Below are 13,467 nucleotides of genomic sequence, written 5' to 3' on the forward strand. Positions count from 1 at the left end.
TTTCAGTAACAACTTGATACATCACCAGCGGTACGCCGAAATACGTTAGCTGTATCGATTCAGTATTTTATTCAGAGGCGAAACTTTGTCTCTCACAATGATGTCATTGTGATACTGCACAGTGCCACGGAGGCCTTGGTGTGCGCCCTCCCGTTACTCACCGCCGGATTCAAGATATGAAAATTGCTACCAAGCTGCTGCTCTCATTTTTACTCTGCTCCGTGATTACCCTCGGTGTCGGCCTGCTGGGTATCAAAGGGGTCGTGCGGCTCGCCGCAGCGCTGGAATTAACGTTCTCCAACAACCTGGTGTCGGTCAGCAACACAACTGCCACCCTGAATGGGCTGGTGGCACACAACCGTGGTTTGTACCGCTTGCTCGATGCCGGTAACGGTGACGTCGCCCAGCAGGACCGCGACCGCGTGCGCCAGGATATCGCCAACGAAGTCAAACGCAGCCAGGCGGCGTACACCACCTACCGCGCCACGCCGTTGGAAGATGACGAGCGGGCGGCGGGTGACACCTTCGACCAGATCTGGCCAACGTACCTCAGTAGCTCGGAACGCATCCTGAGTCTGCTCGACAAAGGCCAGATCGAGCAGGCACGCACCGAGCTCAATACCACCAACAATGAACTGTTCCGCCAGGCCCGCGAGCTGATCCGCGTGATGGTCGAATCCAACAACCGCCAGATCAAGGAAGGCGCCATTGCCGCCGAGGCGCTGCGTGACAGTGCGCTCACCTGGATGATCAGTGGCATCGTCCTGGCCTTCATCATCGCCATTATCGTCGGCGTGCTGATCACCCGCCTGATCACCCGCCCCATCGCTCAAGCGGTGGCGAGCGCGCAACGCATTGCCGACGGTGACCTGACCCAGACCATCAGCACCGAGCGCACCGACGAAGCCGGGCAGTTGCTGGTGGCGCTGTCGGACATGCAGGGCGGCTTGAAACACACCCTGCTGGAAATCGCAAACGCCTCCGACCAGCTGGCCTCGGCCGCTGAAGAACTGAGCGCGGTCACCGAAGAAAGCACCCGGGGCCTGACCCGCCAGAATGATGAAATTCAACAAGCTGCCACCGCCGTGAACGAGATGACTGCGGCCGTCGATGAGGTGGCCGGCAACGCTGTATCGACTTCGCAGGCTTCAAGCCAGGCGACTACCGAGGCCGAGGAAGGCCGTGAGCAAGTGGCACAGGCCGTCTCCGGCATGAATTCGATGGTGGTGGAGATCAACGATTCGACGAAGTCGGTGGAAGGCCTCGCCAGCCAGGTCCGCGAAATCGGCAAGGTGATCGATGTGATTCGTGGGATTGCCGACCAGACCAACCTGCTCGCCCTCAACGCAGCGATCGAGGCCGCCCGTGCGGGTGAGCAAGGTCGTGGCTTTGCGGTGGTGGCCGATGAAGTGCGCGCGCTGGCCCATCGCACACAAGTGTCCACGGTGGACATTGAAAAAATGATCGGCGAAGTGCAAGTCGGCGCCGACGGCGCGGTGGCCGCGATGAACAAGAGCCTGAGCTGGGCCAACAACACCCAGGTGCTGGCGCAGAATGCCGGCGAAGCGTTGCAACGTATCACCGCCAGTGTGGCGAAGATCAACGAACGCAACCTGGTCATCGCGTCCGCCTCGGAGGAACAGGCCCAAGTGGCGCGTGAAGTCGATCGCAACCTGCTCAACATCCAGGACCTGTCGACCCAGACCGCCGCCGGCGCGCATCAGACCAACGCTTCCAGCCAGGACCTGTCGCGCCTGGCCACCTCGTTCAGTGTGCTGGTCGGCAAATTCAAGCTGTAAGTAGCTTGGCGCCCATCGGCGCTGTATCGTGCAAGGCCACGCACACCTTGCCCGATACAGCCCGACCTGCCCATGACCACCCCGACCCTTTGCCCCGCCTGCGGTGCCCGTAACGACTGCAGCCTGGCCGACCCGCGCACGGCCGACCAGGCCTGCTGGTGCTACAGCGTCACCATCGACCCGGCGGTGCTCCAGGCGCTGCCCGACGAACTGCGCAACCAGGCCTGCCTGTGCCCGCGTTGCGCCCAAGTGGACCAACAGCTGCGCCGCCACGATGCGCCTTGATCGCTTCCTCAGTAACCTGCCACGGTTTAATCGCAAACAAGTGCGGCTGCTGTTGGCCGAACGCCGGGTAACGGTGGATGGTGTCACGGTAAGCGACCCGCTTCATGAGGTGCGCACGTTCAGCAGCGTGCGCGTGGACGGTGAGGTGCTGCAGCCGGGCAAAACTGCACGTTATTTCATGCTGCACAAGCCGCAAGGGTGCGTCAGCGCTACCTGCGATGCGCAACACCGCACAGTACTCGATCTGCTGGATGAACCGCACAAGGACGCACTGCATATCGCCGGGCGTCTGGACTACAACACCACCGGGCTGATGGTGCTCACCAATGACGGCCAGTGGTCGCGGCGCCTGACGCAACCGGCGACCAAGTTACCCAAGGTGTATCGGGTGGAAACCGAGCAGGACATCGGCCCGGACTATGCAGCGGTCTTCAGGGCGGGCCTGTACTTCGCCTTCGAAAACCTCATCACTCAACCCGCCGAACTGGAGTTACTGGGCCCCAGGACGGCGCGCTTGAGCATCATCGAAGGCCGCTATCACCAGGTCAAACGCATGTTCGGGCATTTTGATAACAAAGTGACTGCCCTGCATCGCGAGCGCATGGGGCCGCTGCAACTGGATGCAGCGCTTGCGCCGGGCGAATATCGGGCGCTGACTGACGAGGAAATCCGTCTCGTCTGACGACCGCTCAGCCGCTGACGGCAAAAAAACCTCTGCGCCGCTTGCGACATCCCGAGCCTGTGCTTGAATCAAGTTCACCCGTTGGATGATGACTGGCGGGTCACCTATAACCTCCAAGAAACACCTTGCCCCGCCCGCGCTTGATTGACGGGCTGTCCCGGCAAACATCCCGCCCTGACAACCGCTGTCGGCCAGCCGCAATCGGACCGACATGGGCGCTCGGCTTCCAGGCGTATGCCTACCTGTCATAAAGCTCGTGCACAGTCATTTGCGCGCCCTACCCGCTTGCCAGGAGTCTTACGACATGAGGCCAGAAATCGCTGTGTTGGATATACAGGGTCAATACCGGGTTTACACGGAGTTCTATCGCGCCGATGCCGCTGAAAAAACCATCGTCCTGGTCAACGGCTCGATGGCCACCACGGCCTCTTTCTCCCAGACCGTGAAAAGCCTGTACCCGCAATTCAATGTGGTGTTGTACGACCAGCCCTATGCCGGCCGTTCCAAACTACACAACCGCCACGAGCGGATGCTGACCAAGGAAGTCGAAGGCCAGATCCTCCTGGAGCTCATCGACCGCTTTGCCGCCGAACACGTGCTCTCGTTCTCCTGGGGCGGCGCCGCCACGCTGTTCGCCCTCGCTCAACGCCCGCAACGCGTCGAAAAGGCCGTGATCAGCTCGTTCTCCCCGGTGATCAACGCACCGATGCGTGATTATCTGGAGCGCGGCGTCGACTACCTCGGCAACCTGGACCGCGACCGCGTCGGCCACCTGGTCAACAGCACCCTGGGCAAGCACTTGCCGTCGCTGTTCAAGCGCTTCAACCACAAGCACGTGAGCGGCCTGGCCGAACATGAATACGGACAGATGCACTTCCACATCAGCCAGGTGCTCAACAGCGACCGGTTGTGCTACCTCAAGGCAGCCAGGCAGATCGACATTCCCGTGCTGTTCGTGAACGGCGAATGGGACGAGTACACCAGCGCAAGCGATGCCAGGCTGTTCGGCCAGCATGTGAAAAACAGCAGCTTCAGCACGGTTCAGGCGACGGGGCATTTCCTCGATATGGAGCATAAAGCGGCGTGCCGGGACAGCCGGGACGCGGTGGTGGGCTTTTTGAAAGGGCAGCGGCCGGTGAGTCGCATACGTTACCAGCCAGGTCAGACGCAACACGCCTTTGCGGTCTGACATCAGACTCACTGCAGGAGCGGGCTCCTGCAGTGGCGCCACCTATTCGGCAGGCGGCGCGAGCGCAACGTGCGATTTTTTCGAAGAAAAACTTCAAATCCGGGTGAACATCTGGTACAAAGTCAGCCGCTTTGAGCGGGTATAGTTTAGTGGCAAAACGAAAGCTTCCCAAGCTTTAGTTGAGGGTTCGATTCCCTCTACCCGCTCCACTCAAATAGGTTCTCCTGTCATGCCACGGCTGACACGGGAAGCATAAAAAACCGGTCCCTGTGACCGGTTTTTTTATGCCTGGCGTTCAAGGGCCGTTAACGCCTGTGTTCGCGTCGCCCCAGAAAACTGTACAAATATAAAATTCTGTACAAGTATTGTGCGTTGGGTACCAATACACATTGATCAACCGGTCGATCACGCCCAGGTCGGCGTCCAATGAGGTGCAATTCATGAATGTGCACATGCTGACCGAGCTGGCCGCGAACGGCGAGATCCGCGAGCTGCAATTGCTGTCGCTGGAAGGTGGCTTGTATCTGGCACGGGTTCGGCTGGATCGCGATGAAAAAACGCTGCAGGGCGATGACGGGCAGCCACTGCGCATCCGCTCCACCACCCATTTGCGCGACCTGCTGCAAGGGGTGCCCGCGTTTCCCTGCGTGCTGGTGCAACACAGTGTGCATGACGAGATGTGCGGGGTACGCGAAGGGCCGGTTGGTGGATTGCGCATTCCGTTTTCACTGAACGCGGCGCTCTAAGCTACATTTATTGTCGGACCCGTTTTCCGAGTATCAGCGACATTGATTTAAGCAGCGTCCTACCGACCGCAAGAAACCGGTTTCTCCCAGGGTTCACTGAGCGGATAGTTGCAGCGGACAGCCTCAAGGATCAATCCCATGTCATACGCCTGCAAATTCATGCCCTCCCCCGTCGGCCAACTCACCCTGGTAGCCCGCAATGGCAAGCTCGGTGCCGTGCTCTGGGAAACGGAAAGGGAAAATCGGGTGCGCCTGGGTGAACTGCACGAAGCCAACGATAGCCCGGTACTCCTGGAAACAGAGCGGCAGCTGGCGGAGTATTTCGCGGGTACGCGCAATCGTTTCGAGTTGGAACTGGATTTCTACGGCACTGACTTTCAGAAGCAAGTCTGGCAGGCTTTGCTGACCATCCCCTTCGGCGAAACCCGCAGCTACAGCCAGATAGCCCGGCAGATCGGCAACCCGAACGCCGTGCGCGCCGTAGGCGCAGCGAACGGGCGTAACCCCATCTCGATCATTGCGCCCTGTCACCGTGTCGTGGGGGCTTCGGGGGCACTGACGGGGTTTGCCGGCGGGCTTGAAGCCAAGCAGTATCTGTTGACGCTGGAGGATCGCGGCCAGGCAGCACTGGCGTTCTGATCACGGGCTTGGCACAGGCCCGCGAACAAAAGACACGCAGTCGAATAATCGTTGGAAACCCAATTTTTGATACAGCGGGACAGCCATCATCGACCCCTCGAGAAAACACCTGCGCGCCCCAAGTCCCGAGGCGTGAAGCAGGGCCGACTGGATCAATCGCGTGGCATAGCCTCTGGCACGAAAGCCGACAAGCGTGCCGACGTCACTGAGCCTCGCTTGGCCCTCACACACTGACAAGGTCAACGCACAGCCCACCTGCCCCTCGACGCACAGGATGAAGTGATAAAGGGCTTCACCGGCGTCCAGCGCCCGCTGGTGCCGCGCCTGATAATGGGCGACCGTCTCGGGCGATATCGAAAACGCACTGCCAAGCGGACTCGCCCACTCGTTCAAGTCACGCGTCAGGCGGATCTGCACGGCCTCCCCGCTTAACGATGGCCCACAGCGTGCCAATGGGAGGTCCATGGTGGAGCTCTTTTCGGCAGGCTCAAAGCCAAGCTCGGTGAGCGTTTCGCGTAACCCGTCGACCAGGACCTCAGGCATCACGATGCGTATGGGCATTACGGTACGGCGGATCAGCTGCAGAATCACCGGCGTCGTTTCGCGCAGAGGCGCGCAGCCCACGCGGATGAACAACGTATTCCACGGCGTGGGATTTTCCTCGGCAAGATAGGTATTGATACCGGCGGCATGTCGACGGTACACCGCGCAGGTCGCCGCGAAAAAATGATCTTCGGTCAAGTAATAAAGCGCGGGTATGTCACGAGCGGCCTTTGCGTACATAAGGACTGTCCAGGTCAAAAACCCAGTCTTGCGCCCATGGCTTCGCAGCGCCGTAGGCGCGCTCCTAAAACCCGGGCAGAAAAATGCCTGCTTTGGTCCGCAGGCCAAGTTGTAAAAAGAAATTTCAGCGACTCGTTGCGGTCAGTATTTTCATCACCCACCTTTTGAGGAAAAACGGTCATGAAATTCTCCGCTGTCTCCCAAACTCTATCGCGCTGGGCCGGCAGCCCCCGAACGTTCTACGCGGCGGTGGCGTTGATCCTGGCGTGGAGCCTGAGCGGGCCGTACTTTCATTACAACGACACCTGGCAATTGATCATCAACACCTCGACCACCATCATCACGTTCCTGATGGTGTTCCTGATCCAGAACACACAGAACCGCGACAACGACATTCTGCATATCAAGATCGACGAGCTGTTGCGTGTGTCCAAGGATGCCCAGAACGCCGTGTTGAGCCTGGACGGCCTGGACCGTAAAGAGCTTGAAAAGCTGCGCCAGGAATATCGCGATATCGGCAAAGCCGGCAGCTTGAGCCTCAACAGCAGTTGTGGCCCCGCCGCCGACGACGCGGCGCCGCCGAAAACCGATTTGAACCAGGCATAAAAAAACGGCGGTTGGAGATGATCCAACCGCCGTTTTCATTTCAAGGGGCTACTTCAACCGTCGCCCTGGTGGTCCTTGCCGTAGGTCGATGCCAGGGCCCGGGCTTTTTCCAGGCGCTCCTGCAACTTGGGCAGCGTCTCGTCCACCAACGCTTTTATCTCAGGCACATCCGACGCCGCACCTTCCTGCTTGAACAGGGCGATGGCGTCTTCGTTTTCCTTGACCTGCTGCGCGATATAGGCGGCGTCGAAGGAGTCGCCGTCCTTGAGTTCGGGCATCAGGGTTTCAGCCTTGTCGACGATCTTCTCCCGCGGAGCCACCGGCAGGTCGAGCTTTTTGGCGATCGCCGCCAGATGCTGGTTGGCCAGGGTGCGCTCGTTGATTACCTCAATGGTGTAATCCTTGATTTCCTGGGACGAGGTCTTGGCGTGCGCCATACGACTGGTTTCGATATCGGCCATGCCTTTGGCTGAAGCCTGCTCGATGAATTGGGCAGGCGACTGGGCGAAAGCACTGCTGGCGCCGAGGCCCAGCAGCATCGCGAAACTGGCGGTGCGTAACCGGATAGCCATGCGGCTCATGATGGGTTCCTCCAGGGCAAAAATAGGGGCAAGGGAACGGCTCCTTGCCCTGAATTCGAATTTTGCATGCGGCAAAGGTTTAGAAAAAACTTTGCAGTGCGACGAACGGTCGTTGCTGATTCAGGCGGGTTTGCTTGCAAACAGGCCTGGCAATGCGTGCGCCAGAGCGTTGACGGCGAACCCGATAAACATCACGCCGCACAGCTTCGTGATGAGGATTTCGTGACGTTGATACACCGTACGCACACGCTGGGCACCGACCACACCGATCAGGATCGCGTAGGCCAGCAGGCCGCCGATAAAACTCAGAAAAATCAGCGACGGCAGCATCGACCACGTCAGCAACTCGGCACGACTGGAGAGCAGTGCCGTGAAGGTCGCCACCGCCACCGGGTACGCCTTGGGGTTGGTCAGGCCGAACAGAATGCCGTGCCAGAACGGATGCCGCGCCGCGCCCTGAGGGGCGTCGCCGCTACGGCGCTGGGTGCGGATGGCGCGCCAGCCGAGCCAGAACAGATAGAGGCCGCTGAGCACGCCGAGTACATCAAACGCACTGCTGCCGACTTCCCGCGCCCCCACAATCGCCACCAGGGCGGTGCTGCACCACACCACGTCGCCGAGCAAATGCCCACCCAGGAAACCGGCACCGGCGCGACGGCCACGGGCGGCGCCGATGCCGAACACGGCCAACACGCCAGGGCCGGGCGTAATACCGTAGATAAACCCGGAAGCAAGGACCGCTAACAGCAGGGATGGGGTCATGGGCGGGGCTCTGGCAAATTCTGGCAAATTGTTGAAATAGACAGCGATTGTGCAGGTTCCGGGGCTACGGGTAAAACTTCATTTGTTGCGCCATTCCCTACGCCGGCAATCGTCCGCAATGCCCTGACGAACGGGACAAACGCTCCATCGGATGACGCTGTAGTATGGCGCACTACATATCACTACATCGAGGTTTGTATGTCTGTTATGTCTCTGCGGATACCGGAAGACGTCGCCGATACGCTTGCCAGTCTCGCCAAAGCGACCGGTCGCAGCAAATCGTTCCTTGCTGTTGATGCGTTGCGCGAATACCTGGCACGTGAAGCATGGCAAATCGAAGAGATTCAAAAAGCCCTGGAAGAAGCCGATGCGGGAGATTTCGCGACGCCTGCCGAGGTAAAAGCCGTCGCTGATAAATGGCGCAACAATGCAGGTTGAGTGGCTGAGGGCAGCCCTCAGAAACCTTGATGACGAAGCGGCCTTTATCGCTGAAGAAAACCCCAAAGCCGCCTCCGAGTTCGTCCAGGCGATGTTGACCGGGCTCGAACACATTGCGCAATTTCCCGCGCTGGGAAGAATGGGCCGGGTCCCGGGAACGCGTGAATGGGTAGTGCCGCGATGGCCCTATATCGTTCCTTACCGTATTCGTGACGGGCGACTACAGGTCATGCGAATTTTTCATACCCGCCGTCAGCCACCCACCTCGTGGTAGCGACTGCTCAGCCCTCCAGCACACCTTGCACCCGCCCCCTCAGCCACTGCAACCCGGCATCCCCGCCTCGTCGCGCGTGCCAGGCCAGCTCGAACGCAAACGATGGAATATGAAACGGCGGCGGTACGCTTATCAGGTGCGTGTGATCGATATTGAGCAGGCCCCGGGATGAGACGGTCAGGATCAGGTCCGTGCCCTGAATCAGCTGCGGTGCCACGCCCCAGTGCGGCAGGCTGATTGCCACATGACGCCGCTCACGAATCGCGCTCAACGCACGCTCGATTTCCGGCGTGCCGCTGCCGCGCATTTCCAGCAGGACATGGGGGCGTGACAAGTAGGCAGGCAGGTCCAGCACACCGCCTTGCGGCAGGCTGTCGCGGTCGATCAGGCAGGTGTAATGCTCCTCGAACAAGGGCGTCGTGCGCAGTTCGGCCGGCACGTCAGGGAAGACCCCGGCGGCGAGGTCCAGATCGCCATTGAGTACGCCGTCGACCATGCCTTCGCGGCTGGTCTGGATGATTTGCAAGTCGATGCCCGGCGCTTCATGGCGTAACAGACGCACCAAGCCGGGCAGGAAAATCGCCGCGCTGTAGTCCGACATCGCCACGCGAAAACGGCGCTTGGCCGACGCCGGGTCAAAACGGTTCGGCGCCAGCAGCGCCTGCACCTGGGCCAGGGCCTCTGCCAACGGCGTGGCCAACTCCAGCGCACGGGCGGTCGCTATCAAGGCGCCACCCTGACGCACCAGCAACGGGTCGCCCAGCAGGTCACGCAGGCGCGCCAGCGCATGGCTGACCGCCGGTTGGCTCAGGTGCAGGCGTTCGGCGGCGCGGGTGACGTGTTGCTCGCTGAGCAGAGCGTCGAGGATCACCAACAGGTTGAGATCGACACGTCGCAAGTCATTCATCAGCTGCATGCTCGGCATAAGAATTTGGAATTTAAATTTGCGCGACGAATAACCTAGAGTCCAGCAAAACCTCTGGGAGATTGGAAATGACAACGTTGCATTGGCTGGGTTTGTTGCTGCTGGCGGTGATTGCCGGCGCCGTGGTGCCGTTTCAGAGTGCGATCAACGCCAACCTGGGGCGCGGGCTCGGCCACCCGTTGTGGGCGACGCTGGCATCCCTGCTGGTAAGCATTATTGTGTTGCTGCCGGTGATCATCGCACTCCGGCTGCCCTTGCCGAGCCTGGCCTTTATTACCCGGGCGCCGCTGTGGATGTGGGCTGGCGGCGCATTTGGGGTGTGCTTCATTTCGCTGGCATTGATGCTGCTGCCCAGGCTGAGCGCATCAGGGTTTATCGCCCTGGCCATGGCCGGGCAGATTCTGGCGTCGTTGCTGCTCGACCATTTCGGGCTGTTCGGCCTGGCGCAGCGTCCAATGACAACGCCGCGGGCGCTCGGAGCGTTGTTGTTGGTGGCCGCGGTGGTGTTGATTCAGTTCAGCGCCACGCCGGTGCGGGCAGCGGCGACGGCGGGTTGATCAGCCGCGCTCAGCGGCCAGATGATTGATGTCGCGCTGCTCCACCACCGGTTGCGGCGCGCCATGGCTCACCGCCTGCAGCATCGCACGGCCGACGGTCTCGGTGCTGACAACCCAGCTCGGTTTTATCCGACGCAAAAACGAGAGCAACGGCCCGAGCACGCTGTAGAACGCCTGGTACAACGGCGTCTTCGAACGCACGCCGTGCAACGGTTGGATGATCCCCGGCCGGAACAGATAGACCGCCTTGAACGGCAAGCGCAGCAAGGCGTTCTCGGTCTTGCCCTTGACCCGTGCCCACATTGACTTGCCCCGCTCGGAGCTGTCGGTGCCGGCACCAGACACGTAGATAAACGTCATCTGCGGATTGAGCCGCGCCAGGGTGCTGGCGGCGACTAACGTCAGGTCGTAAGTGAGGTGGGTGTACTTGACTTCATTCATGCCCGCCGAGGAAACGCCCAGGCAAAAGAAGCACGCATCAAAGCCCTGCAGCAGGTTTTCCAGGGGTTGGAAATCCAGCATGTCGCCGTGCAACACCTGATGCAGTTTGCCGTGCTCCTGGGTCAACGGGGTACGGCCGACCGCGACGACTTCCTGCACGTCGGGCGCCAGCAGGCACTCGCGCAGCACGCCCTGGCCGACCATGCCGGTGGCGCCGAATAACAGAACTCTCATGGGGGACCTCAGCGGCAAGCCGCAAGCTTCATGCTCATGTTGAACGTGTTCAACCCGTAGCTTACCGCTTGCAGCTCGAAGCCGCCCCTATCAAAACGCGCTGCGAAAGATCTCCTCGATCTGGCGCTGATCCGCGCGCCGTGGGTTGGTCAGGCCACACGCATCCTTGAGCGCATTGCTCGCCAGCAGCGGAATATCCTGCAACCTGGCGCCGAGCTCACGCAGGCCGGCGGGAATTTCCACATCCTGGGACAAGGCGCGAATCGCGACGATAGCAGCCTGCGCGCCCTCTTCCGGCGTAATCCCCTTGATATCGGCACCCAACGCGCGGGCCACGTCACTCAAGCGCTTGGCACTGACACTGGCATTGAAACTCTGCACGTGGGGCAGCAGCACCGCATTGCACACGCCGTGAGGAAGGTCGTACAGGCCGCCGAGCTGGTGCGCCATGGCGTGCACGAACCCCAGCGATGCATTGTTGAACGCCATGCCCGCGAGGAACTGCGCATACGCCATGTTCTCCCGCGCGGCCAAGTCGCTGCCGTCACGTACCGCCAGGCGCAGGTTGGCACTGATCAATTCGATGGCCTTGATTGCGCACGCGTCGGTGATCGGCGTGGCGGCGGTGGATACGTAGGCCTCAATGGCGTGGGTCAAGGCATCCATGCCGGTGGCGGCGGTGAGGCCCTTGGGCATGGCGACCATCAAGGCCGGGTCGTTGACCGAAAGCAACGGCGTGACATTGCGGTCGACGATGGCCATTTTCACGTGGCGGGTTTCGTCGGTGATGATGCAGAAACGGGTCATCTCACTGGCCGTGCCGGCGGTGGTGTTGATCGCCACCAGCGGCAGTTGCGGCCGGCTCGATTGGTCGACGCCCTCATAGTCGCCGATACGCCCGCCGTTGGTGGCGCACAACGCGATGCCCTTGGCGCAGTCATGGGGCGAGCCGCCGCCCAGGGACACGACAAAATCGCAGGCACTCTGTTGCAGCAACGCCAGGCCCTTCTCGACGTTTTCCACATTGGGGTTGGGCTTGGCGCCGTCGTAGACCACCGAGTCGATGTCCTGCAACGCCAGTTTCTCGGCAATCATGCTGGCCACACCGGCTTTGCACAGGCCCTGGTCCGTGACGATCAACGCTTTGCGAAAACCGTAATTGCGGATGGCGATCATGGCTTCGTCGAGGCAGTCGATGCCCATGATATTGACGGCGGGGATAAAAAACGTGCTGCTCATGGTCGATCCTCAGGGGTTTTATACCCACAGAATCCACCGGTACCGCTTGCCGTATCTTGACCAGGATCAATGCCGGCTCGTGATAAAGTCACCGTCCAGCCGATTTCGAGTAGACCCGCCGCAATGAAGGATTTCCAGGATATTGACGCCCACCTTGACGACTGGAGCGCACTGCGCGACGCCATCGACTTCAATGGGATTCTGATCGGCAACGGCGCAAGCCGCACGATTTGGGAAGACTTTGCCTACGACTCGCTGTTTGAAAACGCTCGCACAGTGGAAGAAAAGCCCCTGGGCCAATCCGAACTCAGCGTATTCGATGCGCTGCAGACCCGCAGTTTCGAGCAAGCCCTGGGCGCGCTGAAAACCACCAGCCGCGTCAACAAGGCCCTGGCGGTCAGCTCGGCGGCGCCACGCAATCGCTACTACGCGATCAAGGAAGCACTGATCAATACGATCCACACCGTGCATATTCCCTGGCGCCTGGTGCAGCCTTCGACCCTGGCGACCATCAACGCGGAACTGGCCCGCTACACCACGGTGTTTACCAGCAATTACGACCTGCTCAATTACTGGGCAATCCTGCACACGCCGGGTATCGACGACCTGTTTCGCAGCGCCGATTCAAGCTTCGACCTGCGCGACACCCGCACCGACGCCACGCGCATTCTGTACCTGCACGGCGGCCTGCACCTGGTGCGCAACCTCGACGGTACCGCGCGCAAACTGCCGTCCACCGACAGCACGTTGCTCAGCAGTTTCGCGATCAACAACACGATCAAGACGCTGGACGATGTGCCGCTGTTCGTCAGTGAGGGCAAGGTGGAGGAAAAGCTCAAGACCATCCGCAGTTCGGATTATCTGTCGTTCTGCTATGAACAGTTGCTCACTCACCAGGGCACGCTGTGCATCTTCGGCCATGACCTGGGGCCGCAGGATAAACACCTGGTGGATGCGATCCGCCAGGCCAACATCACCACCCTGGCCATTTCGGTGTCGGGGCGCAGCGATGGGTTCATTCGCCAGCAGAAGCAGCGGTATTCGCAGTTGTTCGAAGGTACTGGCATGGAACTGAAATTCTTTGCCGCGCGTACCCATCCACTGGGTAATCCAATGCTGTCGGTGCCGGTCGAACACTGATCCAGTGAACGGAGAAGACCAACTGTGGGAGGGGGCTTGCCCCCGATGGCGGCCTCTGGGCCGACCAGGATGTTGGGTCAGATCGAGTACATATCCGTTTCTGCGGTAACGGCCACTTAGGGTTCCGCCCTGACGGCGGCTCACTTT

Annotated in this window: 18 protein-coding genes, 1 tRNA gene and 1 pseudogene; 13 read left to right on the forward strand and 7 right to left on the reverse strand. The window is 60.5% G+C overall.

Features of this window, described 5'->3' with window-relative positions:
* Window positions 1-176 precede the first annotated feature (176 nt).
* The 8 genes and pseudogenes from BFP90_RS29655 to BFP90_RS19470 form a co-directional block, all read left to right on the forward strand.
* A pseudogene (locus BFP90_RS29655) lies at window positions 177-941 on the forward strand (MCP four helix bundle domain-containing protein); the annotation flags it as partial.
* Window positions 936-1,799, forward strand: a complete 864-nt coding sequence (locus BFP90_RS29660) for a methyl-accepting chemotaxis protein (RefSeq protein ID WP_370671701.1) — start codon at window positions 936-938, stop codon at window positions 1,797-1,799. The pseudogene BFP90_RS29655 and the gene BFP90_RS29660, both read left to right, overlap by 6 nt.
* A 72-nt stretch (window positions 1,800-1,871) precedes the next feature.
* Window positions 1,872-2,084: a cysteine-rich CWC family protein gene (locus BFP90_RS19445; protein ID WP_065897740.1), complete on the forward strand. Its 213-nt coding sequence runs from the start codon at window positions 1,872-1,874 to the stop codon at window positions 2,082-2,084.
* Window positions 2,074-2,766 carry a pseudouridine synthase gene (locus tag BFP90_RS19450; protein ID WP_065897741.1) on the forward strand — a complete coding sequence of 231 codons (693 nt, stop codon included), beginning with the start codon at window positions 2,074-2,076 and terminating at the stop codon, window positions 2,764-2,766. Before BFP90_RS19445 ends, BFP90_RS19450 begins: the two co-directional genes overlap by 11 nt.
* 304 nt (window positions 2,767-3,070) lie before the next feature.
* Entirely contained in the window at window positions 3,071-3,955 is an 885-nt protein-coding gene (locus tag BFP90_RS19455) for an alpha/beta fold hydrolase (protein ID WP_065897742.1), read from the forward strand.
* A 135-nt stretch (window positions 3,956-4,090) separates the two neighbouring features.
* Window positions 4,091-4,164, forward strand: a tRNA-Gly gene (locus BFP90_RS19460).
* Window positions 4,165-4,395: 231 nt separating this feature from the next.
* On the forward strand, window positions 4,396-4,701 hold the full coding sequence (locus tag BFP90_RS19465) for a DUF6482 family protein (protein WP_065893457.1): 306 nt from the start codon (window positions 4,396-4,398) through the stop codon (window positions 4,699-4,701).
* Window positions 4,702-4,839: 138 nt separating this feature from the next.
* On the forward strand, window positions 4,840-5,340 hold the full coding sequence (locus tag BFP90_RS19470; RefSeq protein ID WP_065893456.1) for a methylated-DNA--[protein]-cysteine S-methyltransferase: 501 nt from the start codon (window positions 4,840-4,842) through the stop codon (window positions 5,338-5,340).
* Here the strand turns inward: BFP90_RS19470 and BFP90_RS19475 are convergent, their stop codons facing one another.
* Both BFP90_RS19475 and BFP90_RS28860 read right to left on the reverse strand, forming a co-directional pair.
* The gene (locus BFP90_RS19475; protein ID WP_065897743.1) at window positions 5,341-6,123 is read right to left on the reverse strand and encodes a GNAT family N-acetyltransferase; all 783 of its coding nucleotides are present in this window, start codon (window positions 6,121-6,123) and stop codon (window positions 5,341-5,343) included.
* Between the two features lie 14 nt (window positions 6,124-6,137).
* Window positions 6,138-6,305 carry a hypothetical protein gene (locus BFP90_RS28860; RefSeq protein ID WP_176718059.1) on the reverse strand — a complete coding sequence of 56 codons (168 nt, stop codon included), beginning with the start codon at window positions 6,303-6,305 and terminating at the stop codon, window positions 6,138-6,140.
* Here BFP90_RS28860 and BFP90_RS19480 point away from each other — a divergent pair.
* Window positions 6,304-6,729: a low affinity iron permease family protein gene (locus tag BFP90_RS19480; protein WP_065886209.1), complete on the forward strand. Its 426-nt coding sequence runs from the start codon at window positions 6,304-6,306 to the stop codon at window positions 6,727-6,729. The two genes, BFP90_RS28860 and BFP90_RS19480, sit on opposite strands and share 2 nt — an antisense overlap.
* A gap of 53 nt (window positions 6,730-6,782) precedes the next feature.
* Here the strand turns inward: BFP90_RS19480 and BFP90_RS19485 are convergent, their stop codons facing one another.
* Window positions 6,783-7,310 (reverse strand): DUF4142 domain-containing protein, encoded by a 528-nt coding sequence (locus BFP90_RS19485; protein WP_065893453.1) that lies wholly within the window; start codon window positions 7,308-7,310, stop codon window positions 6,783-6,785.
* Between the two features lie 120 nt (window positions 7,311-7,430).
* A complete protein-coding gene (locus tag BFP90_RS19490) occupies window positions 7,431-8,072 on the reverse strand; it encodes a LysE family translocator (RefSeq protein WP_065893452.1) in 642 nt (213 codons plus the stop codon).
* Window positions 8,073-8,270: 198 nt separating this feature from the next.
* On the opposite strand from BFP90_RS19490, the gene BFP90_RS19495 reads away from it, so the two are divergent.
* Both BFP90_RS19495 and BFP90_RS19500 read left to right on the forward strand, forming a co-directional pair.
* Window positions 8,271-8,510, forward strand: a complete 240-nt coding sequence (locus BFP90_RS19495; protein WP_065893451.1) for a CopG family ribbon-helix-helix protein — start codon at window positions 8,271-8,273, stop codon at window positions 8,508-8,510.
* On the forward strand, window positions 8,500-8,784 hold the full coding sequence (locus BFP90_RS19500; RefSeq protein WP_065893450.1) for a type II toxin-antitoxin system RelE/ParE family toxin: 285 nt from the start codon (window positions 8,500-8,502) through the stop codon (window positions 8,782-8,784). Before BFP90_RS19495 ends, BFP90_RS19500 begins: the two co-directional genes overlap by 11 nt.
* 7 nt (window positions 8,785-8,791) lie before the next feature.
* On the opposite strand, the gene BFP90_RS19505 is transcribed toward BFP90_RS19500, so the two are convergent.
* Window positions 8,792-9,709, reverse strand: a complete 918-nt coding sequence (locus BFP90_RS19505; RefSeq protein ID WP_065897744.1) for a LysR family transcriptional regulator — start codon at window positions 9,707-9,709, stop codon at window positions 8,792-8,794.
* A 68-nt stretch (window positions 9,710-9,777) separates the two neighbouring features.
* Between BFP90_RS19505 and BFP90_RS19510 the strand changes: the two genes are divergently transcribed.
* Entirely contained in the window at window positions 9,778-10,266 is a 489-nt protein-coding gene (locus tag BFP90_RS19510; RefSeq protein WP_065897745.1) for a DMT family transporter, read from the forward strand.
* Here the strand turns inward: BFP90_RS19510 and BFP90_RS19515 are convergent, their stop codons facing one another.
* Window positions 10,267-10,941 (reverse strand): NAD(P)H-binding protein, encoded by a 675-nt coding sequence (locus BFP90_RS19515; RefSeq protein WP_065893447.1) that lies wholly within the window; start codon window positions 10,939-10,941, stop codon window positions 10,267-10,269.
* 90 nt (window positions 10,942-11,031) lie between these two features.
* Window positions 11,032-12,180: an L-threonine dehydrogenase gene (gene yiaY, locus BFP90_RS19520; RefSeq protein WP_065886202.1), complete on the reverse strand. Its 1,149-nt coding sequence runs from the start codon at window positions 12,178-12,180 to the stop codon at window positions 11,032-11,034.
* A 123-nt stretch (window positions 12,181-12,303) separates the two neighbouring features.
* Between yiaY and BFP90_RS19525 the strand changes: the two genes are divergently transcribed.
* Window positions 12,304-13,320, forward strand: a complete 1,017-nt coding sequence (locus BFP90_RS19525) for a DUF4917 family protein (RefSeq protein ID WP_065897746.1) — start codon at window positions 12,304-12,306, stop codon at window positions 13,318-13,320.
* Window positions 13,321-13,467: the final 147 nt, after the last annotated feature.

The organism is Pseudomonas sp. 24 E 13 (genome assembly GCF_900004715.1).
In the GTDB taxonomy this organism is placed as follows: domain Bacteria; phylum Pseudomonadota; class Gammaproteobacteria; order Pseudomonadales; family Pseudomonadaceae; genus Aquipseudomonas; species Aquipseudomonas orientalis_A.

Excerpts from the sequence above, each read along its gene's own strand:
- BFP90_RS29660 (WP_370671701.1), top strand. The coding sequence starts at position 936 with ATGCAGGGCGGCTTGAAACACACCCTGCTGGAAATCGCAAACGCCTCC.
- BFP90_RS19445 (WP_065897740.1), top strand. The coding sequence starts at position 1,872 with ATGACCACCCCGACCCTTTGCCCCGCCTGCGGTGCCCGTAACGACTGC.
- BFP90_RS19450 (WP_065897741.1), top strand. The coding sequence starts at position 2,074 with ATGCGCCTTGATCGCTTCCTCAGTAACCTGCCACGGTTTAATCGCAAA.
- BFP90_RS19455 (WP_065897742.1), top strand. The coding sequence starts at position 3,071 with ATGAGGCCAGAAATCGCTGTGTTGGATATACAGGGTCAATACCGGGTT.
- BFP90_RS19465 (WP_065893457.1), top strand. The coding sequence starts at position 4,396 with ATGAATGTGCACATGCTGACCGAGCTGGCCGCGAACGGCGAGATCCGC.
- BFP90_RS19470 (WP_065893456.1), top strand. The coding sequence starts at position 4,840 with ATGTCATACGCCTGCAAATTCATGCCCTCCCCCGTCGGCCAACTCACC.
- BFP90_RS19475 (WP_065897743.1), bottom strand. The coding sequence starts at position 6,123 with ATGTACGCAAAGGCCGCTCGTGACATACCCGCGCTTTATTACTTGACC.
- BFP90_RS19480 (WP_065886209.1), top strand. The coding sequence starts at position 6,304 with ATGAAATTCTCCGCTGTCTCCCAAACTCTATCGCGCTGGGCCGGCAGC.
- BFP90_RS28860 (WP_176718059.1), bottom strand. The coding sequence starts at position 6,305 with ATGACCGTTTTTCCTCAAAAGGTGGGTGATGAAAATACTGACCGCAAC.
- BFP90_RS19485 (WP_065893453.1), bottom strand. The coding sequence starts at position 7,310 with ATGAGCCGCATGGCTATCCGGTTACGCACCGCCAGTTTCGCGATGCTG.
- BFP90_RS19490 (WP_065893452.1), bottom strand. The coding sequence starts at position 8,072 with ATGACCCCATCCCTGCTGTTAGCGGTCCTTGCTTCCGGGTTTATCTAC.
- BFP90_RS19495 (WP_065893451.1), top strand. The coding sequence starts at position 8,271 with ATGTCTGTTATGTCTCTGCGGATACCGGAAGACGTCGCCGATACGCTT.
- BFP90_RS19500 (WP_065893450.1), top strand. The coding sequence starts at position 8,500 with ATGCAGGTTGAGTGGCTGAGGGCAGCCCTCAGAAACCTTGATGACGAA.
- BFP90_RS19505 (WP_065897744.1), bottom strand. The coding sequence starts at position 9,709 with ATGCCGAGCATGCAGCTGATGAATGACTTGCGACGTGTCGATCTCAAC.
- BFP90_RS19510 (WP_065897745.1), top strand. The coding sequence starts at position 9,778 with ATGACAACGTTGCATTGGCTGGGTTTGTTGCTGCTGGCGGTGATTGCC.
- BFP90_RS19515 (WP_065893447.1), bottom strand. The coding sequence starts at position 10,941 with ATGAGAGTTCTGTTATTCGGCGCCACCGGCATGGTCGGCCAGGGCGTG.
- yiaY (WP_065886202.1), bottom strand. The coding sequence starts at position 12,180 with ATGAGCAGCACGTTTTTTATCCCCGCCGTCAATATCATGGGCATCGAC.
- BFP90_RS19525 (WP_065897746.1), top strand. The coding sequence starts at position 12,304 with ATGAAGGATTTCCAGGATATTGACGCCCACCTTGACGACTGGAGCGCA.